This window comes from Fuscovulum blasticum DSM 2131 (assembly GCF_003034965.1).
Taxonomy (GTDB): domain Bacteria; phylum Pseudomonadota; class Alphaproteobacteria; order Rhodobacterales; family Rhodobacteraceae; genus Pseudogemmobacter; species Pseudogemmobacter blasticus.
This window is the reverse complement of the sequence record NZ_PZKE01000001.1, coordinates 215042-231475: the sequence shown is the minus strand read 5'-3', so window position 1 is coordinate 231475 and position 16434 is coordinate 215042. Positions and strand designations below refer to the sequence as shown.

The 16434-nt window shown below is 64.6% G+C and carries 15 protein-coding genes; 9 read left to right on the top strand and 6 right to left on the bottom strand.

All coding sequences use genetic code 11. From position 1 onward, the window contains the following. Positions 1–8 precede the first annotated feature (8 nt). From mnmE to C5F44_RS01105, 3 genes are all read right to left on the bottom strand, one after another. On the bottom strand, positions 9–1283 hold the full coding sequence (mnmE, locus tag C5F44_RS01115) for a tRNA uridine-5-carboxymethylaminomethyl(34) synthesis GTPase MnmE (RefSeq protein WP_107671650.1): 1275 nt from the start codon (positions 1281–1283) through the stop codon (positions 9–11). 15 nt (positions 1284–1298) lie between these two features. Further along, positions 1299–2567 carry a transcription termination factor Rho gene (gene rho / locus C5F44_RS01110; protein ID WP_107671649.1) on the bottom strand — a complete coding sequence of 423 codons (1269 nt, stop codon included), beginning with the start codon at positions 2565–2567 and terminating at the stop codon, positions 1299–1301. A 120-nt stretch (positions 2568–2687) separates the two neighbouring features. Further along, positions 2688–3137: a CopD family protein gene (locus C5F44_RS01105; protein ID WP_107671648.1), complete on the bottom strand. Its 450-nt coding sequence runs from the start codon at positions 3135–3137 to the stop codon at positions 2688–2690. 416 nt (positions 3138–3553) lie between these two features. On the opposite strand from C5F44_RS01105, the gene C5F44_RS01100 reads away from it, so the two are divergent. The 9 genes from C5F44_RS01100 (at position 3554) to C5F44_RS01060 (ending at position 12181) form a co-directional block, all read left to right on the top strand. Beyond that, positions 3554–4144 (top strand): Maf family protein, encoded by a 591-nt coding sequence (locus C5F44_RS01100; RefSeq protein WP_107671647.1) that lies wholly within the window; start codon positions 3554–3556, stop codon positions 4142–4144. Continuing rightward, a complete protein-coding gene (locus C5F44_RS01095) occupies positions 4141–4980 on the top strand; it encodes a shikimate dehydrogenase (RefSeq protein ID WP_107671646.1) in 840 nt (279 codons plus the stop codon). Before C5F44_RS01100 ends, C5F44_RS01095 begins: the two co-directional genes overlap by 4 nt. Then, on the top strand, positions 4977–5582 hold the full coding sequence (gene coaE / locus C5F44_RS01090; protein WP_107671645.1) for a dephospho-CoA kinase: 606 nt from the start codon (positions 4977–4979) through the stop codon (positions 5580–5582). The genes C5F44_RS01095 and coaE overlap by 4 nt, the downstream gene beginning before the upstream one ends. Next, on the top strand, positions 5575–6270 hold the full coding sequence (gene dnaQ, locus C5F44_RS01085; RefSeq protein WP_107671644.1) for a DNA polymerase III subunit epsilon: 696 nt from the start codon (positions 5575–5577) through the stop codon (positions 6268–6270). The genes coaE and dnaQ overlap by 8 nt, the downstream gene beginning before the upstream one ends. 122 nt (positions 6271–6392) lie before the next feature. After that, positions 6393–7223 (top strand): flagellar motor protein MotB, encoded by an 831-nt coding sequence (locus C5F44_RS01080; RefSeq protein WP_107671643.1) that lies wholly within the window; start codon positions 6393–6395, stop codon positions 7221–7223. Positions 7224–7311: 88 nt separating this feature from the next. After that, positions 7312–8628: a flagellar hook protein FlgE gene (locus tag C5F44_RS01075; protein WP_107671642.1), complete on the top strand. Its 1317-nt coding sequence runs from the start codon at positions 7312–7314 to the stop codon at positions 8626–8628. A 9-nt stretch (positions 8629–8637) separates the two neighbouring features. Further along, a complete protein-coding gene (gene flgK / locus C5F44_RS01070; protein ID WP_107671641.1) occupies positions 8638–10095 on the top strand; it encodes a flagellar hook-associated protein FlgK in 1458 nt (485 codons plus the stop codon). Between the two features lie 2 nt (positions 10096–10097). Next, entirely contained in the window at positions 10098–11093 is a 996-nt protein-coding gene (locus tag C5F44_RS01065) for a flagellin (RefSeq protein ID WP_107671640.1), read from the top strand. Continuing rightward, positions 11090–12181: a flagellar basal body P-ring protein FlgI gene (locus tag C5F44_RS01060; protein WP_107671639.1), complete on the top strand. Its 1092-nt coding sequence runs from the start codon at positions 11090–11092 to the stop codon at positions 12179–12181. Before C5F44_RS01065 ends, C5F44_RS01060 begins: the two co-directional genes overlap by 4 nt. A gap of 189 nt (positions 12182–12370) precedes the next feature. Here C5F44_RS01060 and radC read toward each other — a convergent pair whose 3' ends face one another. The 3 genes from radC to dnaK all read right to left on the bottom strand — a co-directional run bounded on the left by radC (position 12371) and on the right by dnaK (position 16328). Next, positions 12371–13138 (bottom strand): RadC family protein, encoded by a 768-nt coding sequence (radC, locus tag C5F44_RS01055; RefSeq protein WP_107671638.1) that lies wholly within the window; start codon positions 13136–13138, stop codon positions 12371–12373. A gap of 57 nt (positions 13139–13195) precedes the next feature. Continuing rightward, positions 13196–14344: a molecular chaperone DnaJ gene (gene dnaJ, locus C5F44_RS01050; protein WP_107671637.1), complete on the bottom strand. Its 1149-nt coding sequence runs from the start codon at positions 14342–14344 to the stop codon at positions 13196–13198. 73 nt (positions 14345–14417) lie between these two features. Next, on the bottom strand, positions 14418–16328 hold the full coding sequence (gene dnaK, locus C5F44_RS01045) for a molecular chaperone DnaK (RefSeq protein WP_107671636.1): 1911 nt from the start codon (positions 16326–16328) through the stop codon (positions 14418–14420). Positions 16329–16434: the final 106 nt, after the last annotated feature.

Here is a 16434-nt window from a genome sequence, read left to right as displayed (position 1 = left end):
GAAACATCCTATTTCCCGATGCAGAAGCTGCTGAAGATTTCCCCCAACAGCTCATCCACGTCCACCCGTCCCACCAGCGCATCCAGCGACCGGATCGCCCGCCGCAATTCTTCGGCGGCGATCTCGGTCAAGGTCTGCGGTTGCGCCAGCATGTCCAGCACCCGGCGAATCGACCGAAGCCCCTGCTCCAGCGCCAGCCGGTGCCGTTCCCGTACAAGGATACCAGCCCCCGCCACCTTTTCCGAGAGGCGATGCGTCACCTCGGCCAACAAAGCGTCAACGCCCGCGCCGGTCTTGCCGGAAACCGCAAGCCCCGGACCGGCGGCCAGGTCAGCCTTGGGCTGCACCACCAGATCACCCGGTCGCGGTGCCAGCATCTGCGTCGGCCCCAGGAAGATGCGCAGGTCCGCAGCCTCGGCCCGCTCAACCGCGCGGCGGATGCCGATGCGTTCCACCGGATCGGCACTGTCGCGCAAACCGGCGGTGTCCAGCAGCGTTACCGCGAAACCGTCAAGGTCCATCCGCACCTCGATGACATCGCGCGTCGTCCCCGCGATTTCCGAGGTGATGGCGGCATCCCTGCCAGCCAACCTGTTGAGAAGGGTGGATTTTCCGGCATTCGGTTCACCCACGATGGCCACTTCGAACCCGTCGCGAATCCGCTCGGCCTTGGCGGCGGCTGTGGCTTCGGCCTCAAGCTCGGACACCAGGCCGGTCAGCAGATCGCGCACTTCCGGCGTTACGTCCACCGGCACGTCTTCCTCGGCAAAGTCGATGGTGGCCTCCAGCAGCGCCGCCGCCCGGATCAACCGCGCGCGCCAACCGTCAACCCGCTGCCCGATGGCGCCACCCAGCACCCGCAGCGCTTGTTTGCGCTGCGCCTCGGTCTCGGCGTCGATCAGATCGGCCAGCCCTTCGACCTGCGTCAGGTCAAGCACGCCGTTTTCCAGCGCACGCCGGGTGAATTCGCCCGGTTCGGCCAGCCGCGCCAGCCCGGTGGCCGCAACCGCCCGCAGCACGGCCGCGCCTGTCGCCAGCCCGCCGTGAATGTGGAACTCGACAACCGGCTCTCCGGTGAAGCTGGCCTTTTCGGCAAAGGCCACCACAAGGGATTGATCCAGAATATCGCCATCCCACCGGATGTTGCGAAGGGCGGCCCGCCGGGGCGCCGGCACGTCGCCGCAAAGGGCGCCACAAACCGCCCACGCCTGCGGCCCGGAAACCCGGATGACCGCAACGCCGGCGCGTCCCCGCGCCGTGGCCGTGGCATAGATCGTGTCCATGGCGGGTGATCAGCCTTAGCTGTTCATCGAATCGAAGAATTCGCCGTTGGTCTTGGTCTGCTTCAGCTTGGAAATCAGGAACTCGATGGCATCGGTGGTGCCCATCGGGTTCAGGATGCGGCGCAGGACATAGGTCTTTTGCAGATCGTTCTTGTCGACCAGCAGGTCTTCCTTCCGGGTGCCGGACTTCAGGATGTCCATCGCCGGGAAGACGCGCTTGTCCGCAACCTTGCGATCAAGCACGATTTCGCTGTTCCCGGTGCCCTTGAATTCTTCGAAGATCACCTCGTCCATCCGGCTGCCGGTGTCGATCAGCGCTGTGGCGATGATGGTCAGCGACCCGCCTTCCTCGATGTTCCGCGCGGCGCCGAAGAACCGCTTCGGCCGTTGCAGGGCGTTGGCGTCCACACCGCCGGTCAACACCTTGCCCGACGACGGCACAACCGTGTTGAAGGCGCGGCCCAGGCGGGTGATCGAATCGAGCAGGATCACGACGTCGCGCTTGTGTTCGACCAGGCGCTTGGCCTTTTCGATCACCATTTCCGCCACGGCGACGTGCCGGGTTGCCGGTTCGTCGAAGGTTGAGGAGATCACCTCGCCCTTCACGCTGCGCTGCATGTCGGTCACTTCTTCGGGGCGTTCATCGATCAGCAGCACGATCAGGTAACATTCCGGGTGGTTTGCCGCCACTGACCGGGCAATGTTCTGCAGCAGCACGGTTTTCCCGGTGCGCGGCGGGGCCACGATAAGCGCCCGCTGGCCTTTGCCGATGGGCGCCACCAGGTCAATGATCCGGGCCGAGCGGTCTTTGATCGTCGGATCCTCGATTTCCATCTTCAGCCGCTCTTCGGGGTAAAGCGGCGTCAGGTTGTCGAACAGAACCTTGTGCTTGGCCTTTTCCGGGTCATCGAAGTTGATCTTCGTGACCTTGGTCAGGCTGAAATAGCGTTCATTTTCCTGCGGGGCCTTGATGACACCTTCGATGGTGTCGCCGGTCCGCAGCGAGAAGATGCGCAGGATTTCCGGGCTGACGTAAATGTCATCCGGGCCCGGCAGATAGTTCGCAGAAGGGCTGCGCAGGAAACCGAAGCCGTCCTGCAACACCTCAAGCACGCCATCGCCGCCGATTTCATAGCCTTCCTCGGCATGTTCCTTGAGGATCTGGAACATCATCTCGCCCTTGCGCATCGAAGGGGCGTTCTCGATTTCCCATTCCTCGGCCATGGCCAGCAGATCGGCAGGCGTCTTGGCCTTGAGGTCGGAAAGATTAAGGCGTTCGGTCATGAGAAGGCTCCACGGGCCCGCACAATCAGGGGCCGCACGTCGGATATACAAAGGGAAACGCAGGGGCCGGACGGCCTTGCATACAGGCAGATATGCCGCGCCCGTCTCAAAGTCAACGGATCAGAATTTGACGATCACCGAGAAGACGATGAAGAACATCAGCACCGTGGGCAGTTCGTTCATGGCCCGATAGGCGCGTCCGGTCAGCCGGTTCTGCCCTGCCGCGAAATCACGGCGGCGCAGCATAAGCCAGATATGGAACCAGGTCATCGTGATCACCGCCGTTGCCTTGAACCACGGCCACCACAGGCTCCAGTCCACAATGCCCGGCGTGAACACCAGACACAGGCCGAAGACCCAGGTCGAAACCGCAGCCGGCGTCATGATCGCCTTCAGCAGCCGGCGTTCCATCACCTGAAACAGGTCATCGGTCGGGTTGCCCGACCCCACCACCTCGACATGATAGACGAACAGGCGCGGCAGGTAGAACAACCCCGCCATCCACGCGATGACCGAGATCACATGCATGGACTTGATCCATCCATACCATTCCCAGAGAAAATCGCCCATCGGTCCGGCTCCCTGTCGCCCGGACATCCTTTAACAAGAAGAAATATAGAAAGGAATTGATGATGTAGGGGCAGGGGATAACGGGATTGTCGCAGGTTCCCCGGCAGTTACCCCAAGCCTGGCCCGGGTGTGGAAAATCTGTGGACAAGAAGCATGTTCGCGAGCTTCAGGAATAAAATAACAATAAAAACAGATAGATAAATGGAATAGCGGCTGAAGTTTATCCACATGTCTGCACAGAACAGACCCGGGGGAAGCGTGTCTTGTCCCCAGACCCCGCGAAACCGCATCCCCTTCTGGATAAGTTCCGCGGCGCTTGACAGCCATCCACAGCTTGCCGATCCTGCCGCCTTCTCGGGCCGGGATCACGCTTTCCGGCCTATGGAACGTAACGCGAATATCCCCAGAGTCGCCCCATGCTCATTCTCGCGTCGGCCTCGGAAACCCGCGCCCAGCTTTTGCGTGCTGCGGGTGTGCCCACCACCCCCTATCCCGCCCGCGTGGATGAGGAACAGGCCCGCCTTGCCCTGCTGGCAGAAGACGCCAACCCCCGCGATCTGGCCGATGCCCTGGCCGAGATGAAGGCGCTCAAGGTGGCCGAGCGCTTCCCCGAGGCGCTGGTTCTGGGCTGTGACCAGATCCTTGAATACAAGGGCGCGGTCTATGCCAAACCCGAAACGCCCGAAGACGCCCGCGCGCATCTGACCGATCTGCGCGGCCGCACCCACAAGCTGATGTCGGCGGCGGTGCTGTATGAAAAGGGCCGCCCGGTCTGGCGCACCATCACCGATGCGCACCTGACCATGCGCGACTTTTCCGATGCCTACCGCGATGATTATCTGGCCCGCAACTGGGACACGATCCGCCACAGCGTCGGCGGATATCGGCTGGAAGAGGAAGGAGTGCGGCTTTTCTCCCACATCTCGGGCGATCATTTCACCATCCTCGGCCTGCCTTTGATCCCGCTCTTGTCCTATCTTGGGCAGAGAGGAATCATCCCGGCATGACCGAATTACCCCGTATCCCCCTTGCCGGTGTTCTTGGACATCCGGTCGCTCACAGCCGCAGCCCCGCGCTGCACGGCTACTGGCTGCGTCGCTATGGTCTCAAGGGGTTCTACATCCCCATGGATGTGGCGCCCGGCGATCTGGAAACCGTCCTGCGCACGCTGCCGAAAATGGGCTTTGTCGGCGTCAACGTCACGCTGCCGCACAAGGAAGCCCTGCTTCAGATTGCCGACATCATCACTGACCGCGCGGCGCTGATCGGGGCGGCGAACACGGTAATCTTCCGCAAGGATGGCAAGATCCACGCCGACAACACCGATGGATCGGGTTTCATCGCAAACCTTCGCCAGAATGCGCCGCACTGGAACCCCGCCGCCGGGCCGGCCGCTGTTCTGGGTGCCGGGGGCGCCTCGCGCGCCGTGGTGGCCGCGCTGATCGAGGTGGGGGTGCCAGAAATCCGCATCGCCAACCGCACCAGACCCCGGGCCGAGGTGATACGCTCCGACTTCGGCGCCCGCGTCACCGTGCATGAATGGGTGCAGGCCGGCCCGATGCTGGAAGATTGCGCCACCGTGGTGAACACCACCTCGCTGGGCATGACGGGCAAGCCCGATTTCAAGGTGTCGCTGAACGCGCTGCCCTTTGGCGCGCTGGTCACCGATCTGGTCTATACCCCCCTCAAGACCCAGTTCCTGATCGAGGCCGAGGAGCGAGGAAATCCGGTGGTCGATGGCCTTGGGATGTTGCTGCATCAGGCCGCCCCCGGGTTCGAACGCTGGTTCGGCCAGCGCCCCGAGGTGGACGAAGCCACCCGCCAGGCCGTTCTTTCGGCATGACGCCGTTCCGCCTGGGCCTGACCGGCTCGATCGGGATGGGCAAATCCACCACGGCCGCCATGTTTGCCGAACTGGGCATCCCGGTCTGGGATGCCGATGCCACCGTCCACCGGCTCTATGCGGCCGGGGGTCTGGCGGCGCAGACCATTGGCGCGATCTTTCCGCAGGCGGTTGATGAGACCGGCGCCGTTTCGCGCCCGGCGCTGCGCGCCATCATCGCCGCCGATCCCACCGCGCTGGACCGGATCAACGCGCTGGTGCATCCGCTGGTGGCCGCGGACCGCGCCGCCTTTCTGGACAGCGCGCAGGCCGACATCGTGCTGCTTGACCTGCCCCTTCTGTTCGAGACCGGCGCCGAAACCCTGTGTGATGCCGTTGTCGTGGTCACCGCCCCGCCCGATGTGCAGCGCGCACGGGTTCTGGCGCGCGGCACCATGACGGAAACCGATCTGGCCGCAATCCTGGCGCGGCAGATGCCCGATGCCCAGAAACGGGCCCGCGCCGATTACGTCATCAGGACAACCACCCTCGACACCGCCCGCGCGGCGGTCAAGGATGTGGTTTCCGACATTCGCCGCAGGATCGCCGCTTCACATGCGTGAAATCGTTCTCGATACCGAAACCACCGGGTTTGAACCCAGCGAAGGCCATCGCATCGTGGAAATCGGTGCGGTTGAGCTGATGAATCACCTGCCCACGGGGCGGACCTATCATCAGTATATCAACCCCGAACGCCTGATGCCGAAAGAAGCGTTCGAGGTGCACGGCCTGGGTGATGATTTCCTGCGCGACAAGCCGGTCTTCCAGCAGATCGGCGCCGCCTTTCTGGAATTTGTCGGCGATGCGAAGCTGGTCATCCACAACGCCGCCTTCGACATGAAGTTCCTGAACTTCGAACTGTCGCGCATCGGCCTGCCGACCCTGCCGATGAACCGCGCCATCGACACGCTGATGATTGCCCGCCAGCGGTTCCCGGGATCGCCCGCCTCGCTCGATTCGCTTTGCCGCCGGTTCGGCGTGGACAATTCCGCCCGTGAAAAGCACGGGGCGCTGCTTGACAGCGAAATCCTGGCCGAGGTGTATCTGGAACTTGTGGGTGGCCGTCAGCCCGATCTGGTGCTGGCCCCCGTGTCCGGGGCCAATCGCAGCGGCACGGTCGAAACCGAAACCTGGCGCCCCCGCCCCCGGCCCGAACCGCTGCACCCCCGCCTGACCGCCGAGGAAGAGGCCGCGCATCTGGCCTTTGTCGCCAAGCTGGGCGACGCGGCGATCTGGCTCAAGCGCAGTTAAGGCGCAATACCCGCTGCCCGAACATGGCGCCCTTGCGGCATATCACTAAAAGGCCGCCGGTTAAGCCCTTTTTGACCAACCGATGCGATGGTTTCCCCCGGCTGTGAAACGGGGGTGCAGGGATGGCAGAGCCGGCAAAGAATACCGCGCCCGTCATCATCAGGCGAAAGAAGGTCATCCGCGGCGGCGGCCACCACGGCGGCGCCTGGAAGGTGGCCTATGCCGATTTCGTGACGGCGATGATGGCCTTCTTCCTGCTGATGTGGCTGCTGAACGCCACCACCGAAAAACAGCGCAAGGGGCTGTCGGACTATTTCAATCCCACCATCCCGGTGAACCGCGTCTCGGGCGGGGGCGACGGCACCCTGGGCGGCGACACATTGTTTTCCGAGGATACCAAGGTTCGCAACGGCGCTGGCGGCACCTCGAACGACAACGGCAGTTCCACCGGCTCGGCAGACGATACCCTGTCGCAAGAGAAGGAGGCTGAACAGCTTAAGGCGGTGCAAGAGGCGCTGTTTGACCGGGGCGGTGAAAGCCGCACCATGGAAACGCTGCTGAAGCATGTCATCACCCGCGTCACCGACGAAGGTCTGGTGATCGAGATCTTCGATGTCGAAGGCGCGCCCCTGTTCGCCGAAGATACCGCCACCCCGCAGTCGGTGACCCTGCAACTGGCCGACCTTCTGGCCGAGGTGATGGGGTTGACCACCAACAGAATTGCCGTGAACGGCCATGTGCGCACCTATCCCGTCACGCTGGCCACCAACCCGGTGTGGGAACTGTCCGCCGCCCGCGCACAGGCGATGCGTGGCCTGCTGGAAGCGGCCGCGCTTGACCCCGCCCGCCTGGCCCGCATCGGCGGCTATGCCGACCGCAAGCCCGCCGTGGCCGACCCCGCCGCCATCCGCAACAACCGGATCGAGATCATCCTTCTGCGGGCTGACCGCTGATCGTTTGAATTTGAGATGTTAGCGGTTCGTTAGCCTGGCCCGGTGCAGTCTGGCCGCGACACAGGTCAGGCAGCAGAAAGGTGCGACGATGACCATTTCTTCCGCGCTCTCGGCGGGTGTGGCCGGGTTGAACGCAAACGCGACCCGGCTTGCCACGATTTCCGACAACATCGCCAATTCGGGAACCTATGGCTACAAACGCTCTTCGGCCGAATTCGACAGCATGGTCATTACCAATGCCCGCGGCGCCGGCGTCTATTCCGCCGGGGGCGTGCGCGCCAGCACCCTCCGCCTGATTGAGGAGCGGGGGGCGCTTGTCGGCACCTCGAACGCGCTGGATCTGGCCGTTGCCGGCCGCGGTATGCTGCCGGTGATCCCCGAGGTCAGCCTTGGCAACATCACCGGCGACACGCCGCTTCTGATGACACGCACCGGCGCCTTCCGCACCGATGCGGACGGTATCCTGAAAACCGAATCCGGCATGGTTCTGCTGGGCTGGCCCGCCAACCCCGATGGCACCATCCCCGTCATGCCGCGCGACACGATCACCGGGCTGGAACCTGTTGTCATCAACTCGAACCAGACGGCGGGCGACCCGACCACGACCATGACACTGGGCGTCAACCTACCCGCCACCGGAACCGAGGCCGGGGCCGCCGGCACCAGCCTGCCCCTTTCGGTTGAATACTTCGGCAACCTCGGCACCTCTGAAACGCTGGACATCACCTTCACGCCCACCGTGCCGGCAACCGGAACGTCCAATACCTGGACGATGGTCATCACCGATTCCGCCAGCGGCGGGGCCGAAATCGGCCGCTACACCCTGACGTTCGACGACAGTCGCAGTTCCGGCGGAACGCTGGAAAACGTCAGCCAGACCGCGGGCTGGCCCGGCGGAACCTACAACGCTGCCACCGGCCGGATTGACCTGACCGTTGCCGGCGGCCCGATCAGCGTGGCCATCGGCCGCTTGGGCGATCCGAACGGCCTGACCCAGCTTTCCGACAAGTTCGCCCCGGTGCGGATCACCAAGGACGGATCGCCCGTCGGCAATCTGACCACGGTCGAGGTGGACGAGAACGGCTATATCACCGCCACCTATGACACCGGTTTTACCCGCCGCCTTTACCAGATTCCGCTGGTTGACGTGCCCAACCCGAACGGCCTGCTGTCGCTGAACAACCAGACCTATCAGGTCTCGCCGAAGTCTGGCTCGTTCTTCCTGTGGGATGCGGGGGATGGGCCCACCGGCTCGGTCGAAGGCTATGCGCGCGAAGGCTCCACCACCGATGTCGCGGCAGAGCTGACCTCGCTGATCCAGACGCAACGCGCCTATTCCTCCAACGCCAAGGTGATTCAGACGGTGGACGAAATGCTTCAGGAAACCACCAACATCAAACGCTAGGGGTAAAGGATGAGCGTGACCTCGGCCCTTGCCAGCGCCCTGACCGGAATTCAGGCCACCTCCCGCCAGGCCGAGGCGATTTCCTCGAACGTCGCCAATGCCACGACGCCGGGCTATGGCAAGCGGTCCGTGGCCCTGGCGGCCCTGTCCGTGGGCGGCACCGGCCAGGGCGTGCGGGTCACCGGCATCCGGCGCGACATCGACCAGTTCCTGATCAATGACCGCCGTGTCGCCCAGTCGGCCGCGGATGACCGGGAAACCCGCAGCAGCTTTCTCAAGCGGCTGGAAGAGATCATCGGAACCCCGGAAACCACCGGGTCGCTGACCGCCCGCATCGGCGCGCTGGACAAGGCCCTGCTGGAAGCCGCCAGCCGCCCCGAGTCCGAGGCGCGTCTGGCCGCCGCCGTCAGCGCCGCCAGCGATCTGGCGCTGGGTCTGAACCAGGCCAGCGACGCCATTCAGGCCGAACGCGCCAAGGCTGACAGCCAGATTGCAGGCGCGGTCGGCACGCTGAACACCGCCTTGCAACAGGTGCAGGATCTGAACACGCAGATCCGCAGCTTCACCGGCGCCGGGCGCGATGTCTCGGCGCTGCTGGACCAGCGTCAGCAGATCATCGACGAAATTTCCGGCCTGGTTCCCGTGCGGGAAATCGCGCGGGACCATAATCACGTGGCGCTGATCACCACCGGCGGCGCGGTCCTGCTGGACGGAACCGCTGGCCAGTTCGGCTTTACCGCGGTTCACACCGTTGTCCCTGAAATGACCCAGGCCTCTGGCGGGCTGTCCGGGCTGACACTGAACGGCCGGCCGATGGCAACGGCGGGCGAGGCCAGCCTGATCAGCGGCGGCGAACTGTCTGCGCTGTTCGCGGTGCGCGACGATCTGGCGACGGAAGGTCAGGCCCGGCTGGATGCGCTGGCGCGCGATCTGGTGGAAAGATTTTCCGCCGCCGGTCTGGACCCAACGCTGACACCCGGGACCCCCGGCCTGTTTACCGATTCCGGGGGCGCCTTTTCTGCCACCAACGAAGCGGGTCTTTCATCCCGCCTGTCGGTCAACGCGCGGGTTGATCCCGCCCAGGGTGGCCTTGTCACACGGCTGCGCGACGGGCTGGGGGCCACCGCGACCGGCCCCTCCGGCAACGCGGGCCTGCTGCTTGCGCTGTCGAATGTCCTTGGCGCGGCACGGCCCACAGCCTCGGCCGCCCTGCCCGCGGCCAGCCGCAGCCTGGCCGGGCTTGCGTCCGATCTCCTGTCGCTGACCTCAACCGACCGGCTCTCGGCCGACAGCGAAACCGCCTATACCGCCGCCCGCTACGCCGCCCTGGATGAGATGGAGCGGGCGGGTGGCGTTGATACCGATGAAGAGATGCAGGCGCTTCTGGTGATCGAGAAGACCTACGCCGCTAATGCCAAGGTGCTGCAAACCGTGAATGACATGATCAACACCCTGCTGGAGCTGTGACCATGGACCGGATCGCCGCCAACGCCTTTCTGACCGCCGGGCTGTTTCGCCAGGGCGCCACGCTGAGGGCCGAGGTGACGCGCGTCTCGATGGAAATGACGACCGGCAAGAAGGCCGATACCGGCGCGGCGGTGGGGGGTGATTTCTCTGCGCTTGCGGCGATGGATCACGCGCTGGCGCGGATCGGGGGCTATGGTGCCATCACCACCGAAGCGGGTCTTCTGGCCGAAGCGATGCAAACCGCGCTGGGTGTCATCTCGACCGCCGCCGAAGACCTGTCCGGAAATCTGCTGCGCAATCTGGGCCTTTCGACGCCGGAAAACCTGACGGCTGTCACCCTTGAAGGGCGGCAGAAGTTTGAAGCGGCCATCGCCGCGCTCAACACCCGCCTTGCGGACCAAAGCGTCTTTGCCGGCGTGGTCTCTGAAACCGCGCCCCTGCCGGATGCCGATACGATCCTTGCCTCGCTTGAAACCGCGCTGACCGGGGTGACAACGGCCGCCGGAGCGCAGACGGCGATCAATGACTGGTTCGATGGCGCCACCGGATATGCCGCGTTGTATCAGGGGGGCGCGGCCCGCGCGGCGCTGCCGGTGGCCCCGGGTGACAGCGTCGATCTGCCGGTCACCGCGCTGGACCCCGCCCTTCGCGACACGTTGAAAGGTCTGGCGACGGTTGCGCTGCTGGACCGGGGCCTTCTGGCCGGCCAGGCCGATGCGCGGGCCGGGCTTGCGCAGGCCGCCGGCGTTTCGCTGGCGTCATCCGGCACCGCGCGGGCAACGCTGGCGGCGCGGATCGGCACGGCGCAGGCGGACATCGCCGATGCCAGGGCCCGAAACGAGGCCGAGAAAACAGCCCTTGGCCTTGCCCGGAACGGTCTGGTCGAGGCCGATCCCTATGAAGCGGCAACCCGGCTGGAAGACCTGCAGTCGCGGCTTGAATCGCTTTACCTGCTCACCTCGCGCCTGTCGAAACTGAAACTGACGGATTACCTGTGATGCTGCGCCTGATCCTTTGCCTTCTTTTCCTGGCCTGGCCCGCGCTGGCCGATCAGGTCCGCATCAAGGATCTGGTCGAGGTGGATGGCGTGCGCGGCAATGATCTGGTCGGTTACGGCCTTGTCGTCGGGCTGAACGGCACCGGCGACGGTATCCGCAACGCCCCCTTCACCGAAGAGATCATGGCCAACCTGCTGGAGCGGCTGGGTGTCAATGTCGCCGGAGAGGAGTACCGCCCGAAGAACGTGGCGGCGGTCTTCGTCACCGCGACCCTGCCGCCCTTTGCGCGGGCGGGCGGCCGGATCGACGTGACGGTATCCGCCATCGGCGATGCCAAAAGCCTGCTGGGCGGGACATTGGTGATGACGCCGCTGAACGGGGCAGACGGGCAGATCTATGCGGTGGCGCAGGGCACGATCATCGCCGGCGGCATTTCGGCCGAAGGCAAGGCGGCGCGGGTCGTGCAGGGGGTGCCGACGGCGGGCACAATTCCCTCTGGCGCACGGGTCGAACGGGAGGTTCCGTTCGACTTCACCACGATCTCATCGGTGCGGCTTGCCCTGAAGTCCGCGGATTTCACCACTGCGGCCCGGATCGAAAAGGTCATCAACGGCGCTTTCGGCAAGCGCGTGGCCACCATGCTGGATGCGGGAACAGTGTCCTTCGATCTGGAAAGAACCGGGCTGCCCCCCGCCCATGCGCTGGCCCGGATCGAGGGGTTGCTGGTCGAACCGGAAACCCGGGCGCGCGTGGTGGTGGACCAGCGGTCGGGCACCATTGTCATGGGGGCGGATGTGCGGATCAGCCGGGTTGCGGTGGCCCAGGGAAATCTGACGCTGCGGGTTGAGGAAAGCCCGCTGGTCGTGCAAGCCAATCCCTTTGCCGAAGGCGAAACGGTGGTGGTGCCGCGCAGCTCGGCCGACATTTCAACCGATGGCAAGGGTCTGGCCGAGGTTCCCCCCGGCACCAGCCTGTCAGAGGTGGTCGCCGGGCTGAATGCGCTGGGTGTCGCGCCCTATGACATGATCGACATCCTGAAAAGCATCAATGCCGCTGGCGCCCTGCATGCAGATTTCGTGATTCAGTAAGCATTGAGGCATGGCGCACCGTTCGGCCCGGTGCGGGTTTAGCCCGTTCTTCAACCCTCGGGCGGCCGCTTGCGGGTGTAATGCGGGGGTAAAATAGCACGGCAAGCGCATGATCCAGGGTTGCGACCGCGCAGTCGGCGTTCTGCCGCACTTCGCCCAAGGGTGGCCGGAATGCGGGTCGGCAGGCTGCTACAGATAGCCCTGCGCGCGAAAGCTGAGTTCGCGCGATTTGCCGATGATCAGGTGGTCATGCAGGGTAAGCCCCAGCGTCTGGCAGGCATCCTGCACCTGGGCGGTCATGCCGATGTCGGCCTCGCTGGGGGTGGGGTCGCCCGACGGGTGGTTGTGCACCAGGATCAACGCGCTGGCGTTCAGTTCCAGCGCGCGCTTCACCACTTCACGCGGATAGACCGGCACATGGTCCACCGTGCCCTTCGCCTGTTCCTCATCCGCGATCAGCACGTTCTTGCGGTCAAGAAACAGGATGCGGAACTGTTCGGTTTCCCGATGCGCCATGGTGGTGTGGCAGTAATCCAGCAGCGCATCCCAGCTTGACAGCAGCGGCCGGTGCATCACCCGCGCCCGCATCATCCGCTGTGCGGCGGCTTCGACGATCTTCAGCTCCTGCACCACCGCATCGCCCACGCCCCTGACCATCATCAGGCGCGGGACCGAGGCGGTCACGACGCGGTTGAAATCGCCGAACGTGTCCAGCAACAACCGGGCCAGCGGCTTGACATCCTGGCGCGGGATGGCGCGGAACAGCAGCAGTTCCAGCAGTTCATAATCCGGCATGGCCTGCGCGCCGCCCTCCATGAAGCGGGCGCGCAGCCGTTTGCGGTGATCGGAAATATAGCTGGGCAGGCGGCCGGTCAGCGCATGACCGGCCGCCTCATCCTCATCCCCCGACGGGGGGAAAAGCGGAAGATGCGCATCTGAGAAGCCGGGGTTTGCCATGGCAGAAAGCCTGCCACAGCCTTGGTGAAAGAAGGGTTAACGCCGCTTGGCCCGGCGTCAGCCCTTCATCCCGTCCCAGAAACTTTTGACCTTGGCGAAGAACGAACTGCCCTCGGGGTTGTTTTCCTCGCTCAACCGCTCGAACTCGTGCAGCAGCTCTTTCTGCCGCGCGGTCAGGTTGACCGGGGTTTCCACCGCCAGTTCGATCACCATGTCGCCCACGCCGGCCCCGCGCAGCGCCGGCATCCCCTTGCCGCGCAGCCGCATCTGCTTGCCCGACTGGGCACCGGCCGGCACCTTCACCCGCGCGCTGCCCCCGTCGATGGTGGGCACCTCGACCTCACCCCCCAGGGCGGCCGAGGGCATCGAGATCGGCACGCGGCAGAACAGGTGCACGCCGTCGCGCTGGAAGATCGGGTGATCCTTCACCTCGATGAAGATATACAGATCGCCCTGCGGTCCGCCGCGCAGGCCCGCCTCGCCCTCGCCGGCCAGACGGATGCGGGTGCCGGTTTCCACGCCCGAAGGAATGTTCACCGACAGGGTCCGCTCACGTTCAACCCGGCCCGCGCCGTGGCAGGTCTTGCAGGGGTTCTTGATGATCTGGCCCATGCCGTTGCAGGTGGGGCAGGTGCGTTCGACGGTGAAAAAGCCCTGCTGCGCCCGCACCTTGCCCATGCCCGAACAGGTGGGGCAGGTGACCGGCTCGGCGCCGCCTTCGGCCCCGGTGCCGTGGCAGGTGTCGCATTGCACCGACGTGGGCACGTTGATGGTTTTCTGAACGCCCTTCCAGGCCTCTTCCAGGCTGACGCGCAGGTTGTAGCGCAGGTCAGACCCGCGCTGCGCCCGGCTGCGCCCGCCACCACCGCCGCCGCCCCGGCCCATGAAATCGCCGAACAGGTCTTCGAACACGTCCGAAAACGCGCTGGCGAAATCGCCCTGCTGGAACCCGCCGCGCGGACCGCCGCCGCCCATGCCGCCTTCAAAGGCGCCATGGCCAAAGCGGTCATAGGCCGCCTTCTTCTGTTCATCCTTCAGAACGTCATAGGCCTCGTTCACTTCCTTGAACTGGGCCTCGGCCTGAGGATTCTGGGAATTGCGGTCGGGGTGCAGCTCTTTCGCCTTCTGGCGATAGGCTTTCTTGATCTCGTCGGGCGAAGCGCCGCGCGCAACCCCCAGCACCTCGTAGAAATCGCGTTTTGCCATCGCAAAACCCCTGTCCTGAACCGGGAGGGGGCGGCTCGTTGCCGAACCGCCCCCCGTTCCGGTTCAAGCGGAATTACTTCCGCTTGTTGTTGCCCAGATCCTCGAAGTCGGCGTCGACGATGTTCTCGTCATCCACCGGGCGCGGGTCATCCTCATCGCCCTTGCCGCCTTCGGCCTGGCTGGCCTTGTAGATGGCCTCGCCCAGCTTCATCGCGGCTTCGGTCAGGTTCTGGATGCCGCTGCGGATCTTGCCCGCATCTTCGCCTTTCAGCGCGTCTTCCAGCGGGCTCATCGCCAGCTCGATCGCCTCGACGGTGGACGGGTCCACCTTGTCGCCATGATCGGCCAGCGACTTCCGGGTCGAATGCAGCAGGCTTTCGCCCTGGTTGCGGGTTTCCACCAGTTCCTTGCGGGCCTTGTCGGCCTCGGCATTGGCTTCGGCGTCGCGGACCATCTTTTCGATGTCCTCGTCCGACAGGCCGCCCGAGGCCTGGATGGTGATCGCCTGTTCCTTGTTGGTGCCCTTGTCCTTGGCCTTCACCGACACGATGCCGTTGGCGTCAATGTCGAAGGTCACCTCAATCTGCGGCACGCCACGCGGGGCGGGCGGGATCTGTTCCAGATTGAACTGGCCCAGCATCTTGTTGTCGGCGGCCATCTCGCGTTCGCCCTGGAACACGCGGATGGTCACCGCGTTCTGGTTGTCCTCGGCGGTGCTGAACACCTGGCTCTTCTTGGTCGGGATGGTGGTGTTGCGGTCGATCAGCCGGGTGAACACGCCGCCCAGCGTTTCGATGCCCAGCGAGAGGGGCGTCACGTCCAGCAGAACCACGTCCTTCACGTCGCCCTGCAGAACGCCGGCCTGAATCGCCGCGCCCAGCGCCACCACTTCATCGGGGTTCACGCCCTTGTGGGGCTCTTTCCCGAAGAACTTGGTCACTTCCTCGATCACGCGGGGCATACGGGTCATACCGCCAACCAGCACAACCTCGTCGATGTCGTCCTTGGACACGCCGGCATCCTTCAGCGCGGCTTGGCAGGGCTTGATCGACTTCTTGATCAGATCGTCCACCAGGCTTTCCAGCTTGGCGCGCGTCAGCTTCATCACCAGGTGCAGCGGCTGCCCGGTGTTGCGGTCCATGCTGATGAACGGCTGGTTGATTTCGGTCTGGCTGGAGGACGAAAGCTCGATCTTGGCCTTTTCGGCGGCTTCCTTCAGGCGTTGCAGCGCCATCTTGTCCAGCGTCAGGTCGGCGCCGTGCTCTTTCTTGAACTCGTCGGCCAGATACTGGACGATCCGCATGTCGAAGTCTTCGCCGCCCAGGAAGGTGTCGCCGTTGGTGGACTTCACCTCGAACAGGCCGTCGTCGATTTCCAGAATGGTGATGTCGAAGGTGCCGCCGCCAAGGTCATAGACGGCGATGGTCTTCGATTCCTTCTTGTCCAGACCATAGGCCAGCGCGGCCGCGGTTGGCTCGTTGATGATGCGCAGCACTTCCAGACCGGCAATCTTGCCGGCGTCCTTGGTGGCCTGGCGCTGGGCGTCGTTGAAATAGGCGGGCACGGTGATCACGGCCTGGGTGACGGATTCACCCAGATAGCTTTCCGCCGTTTCCTTCATCTTCTGCAGGATGAAGGCCGAAACCTGGCTGGGCGAATACTTTTCGCCGCGCACTTCAACCCAGGCGTCGCCGTTGCCGCCATCCACGATGTTGTAGGGGACAAGTTTTTTGTCCTTCTCAACCTCGGCATCGCCAAGGCGGCGGCCGATCAGCCGCTTGACGGCAAAGATCGTGTTGCTGGCGTTGGTCACGGCCTGGCGCTTGGCGGGCTGGCCGACCAGACGCTCGCTTTCCGTGAAGCCCACGATCGAGGGGGTGGTCCGGGCGCCTTCGCTGTTCTCGATGACGCGGGGGGCGGCGCCGTCCATGATGGCGACGCAAGAGTTGGTGGTGCCGAGGTCGATACCGATGACTTTGGCCATGTGCGTATCCCTTTCATTCAGGCGATGCACCGGACAGGGGCCCTGCGTATTCGGCACCCCCGGCCGGGGTATGGTTTTGGCCCGATGTCTGGCACCGGACCGCTTG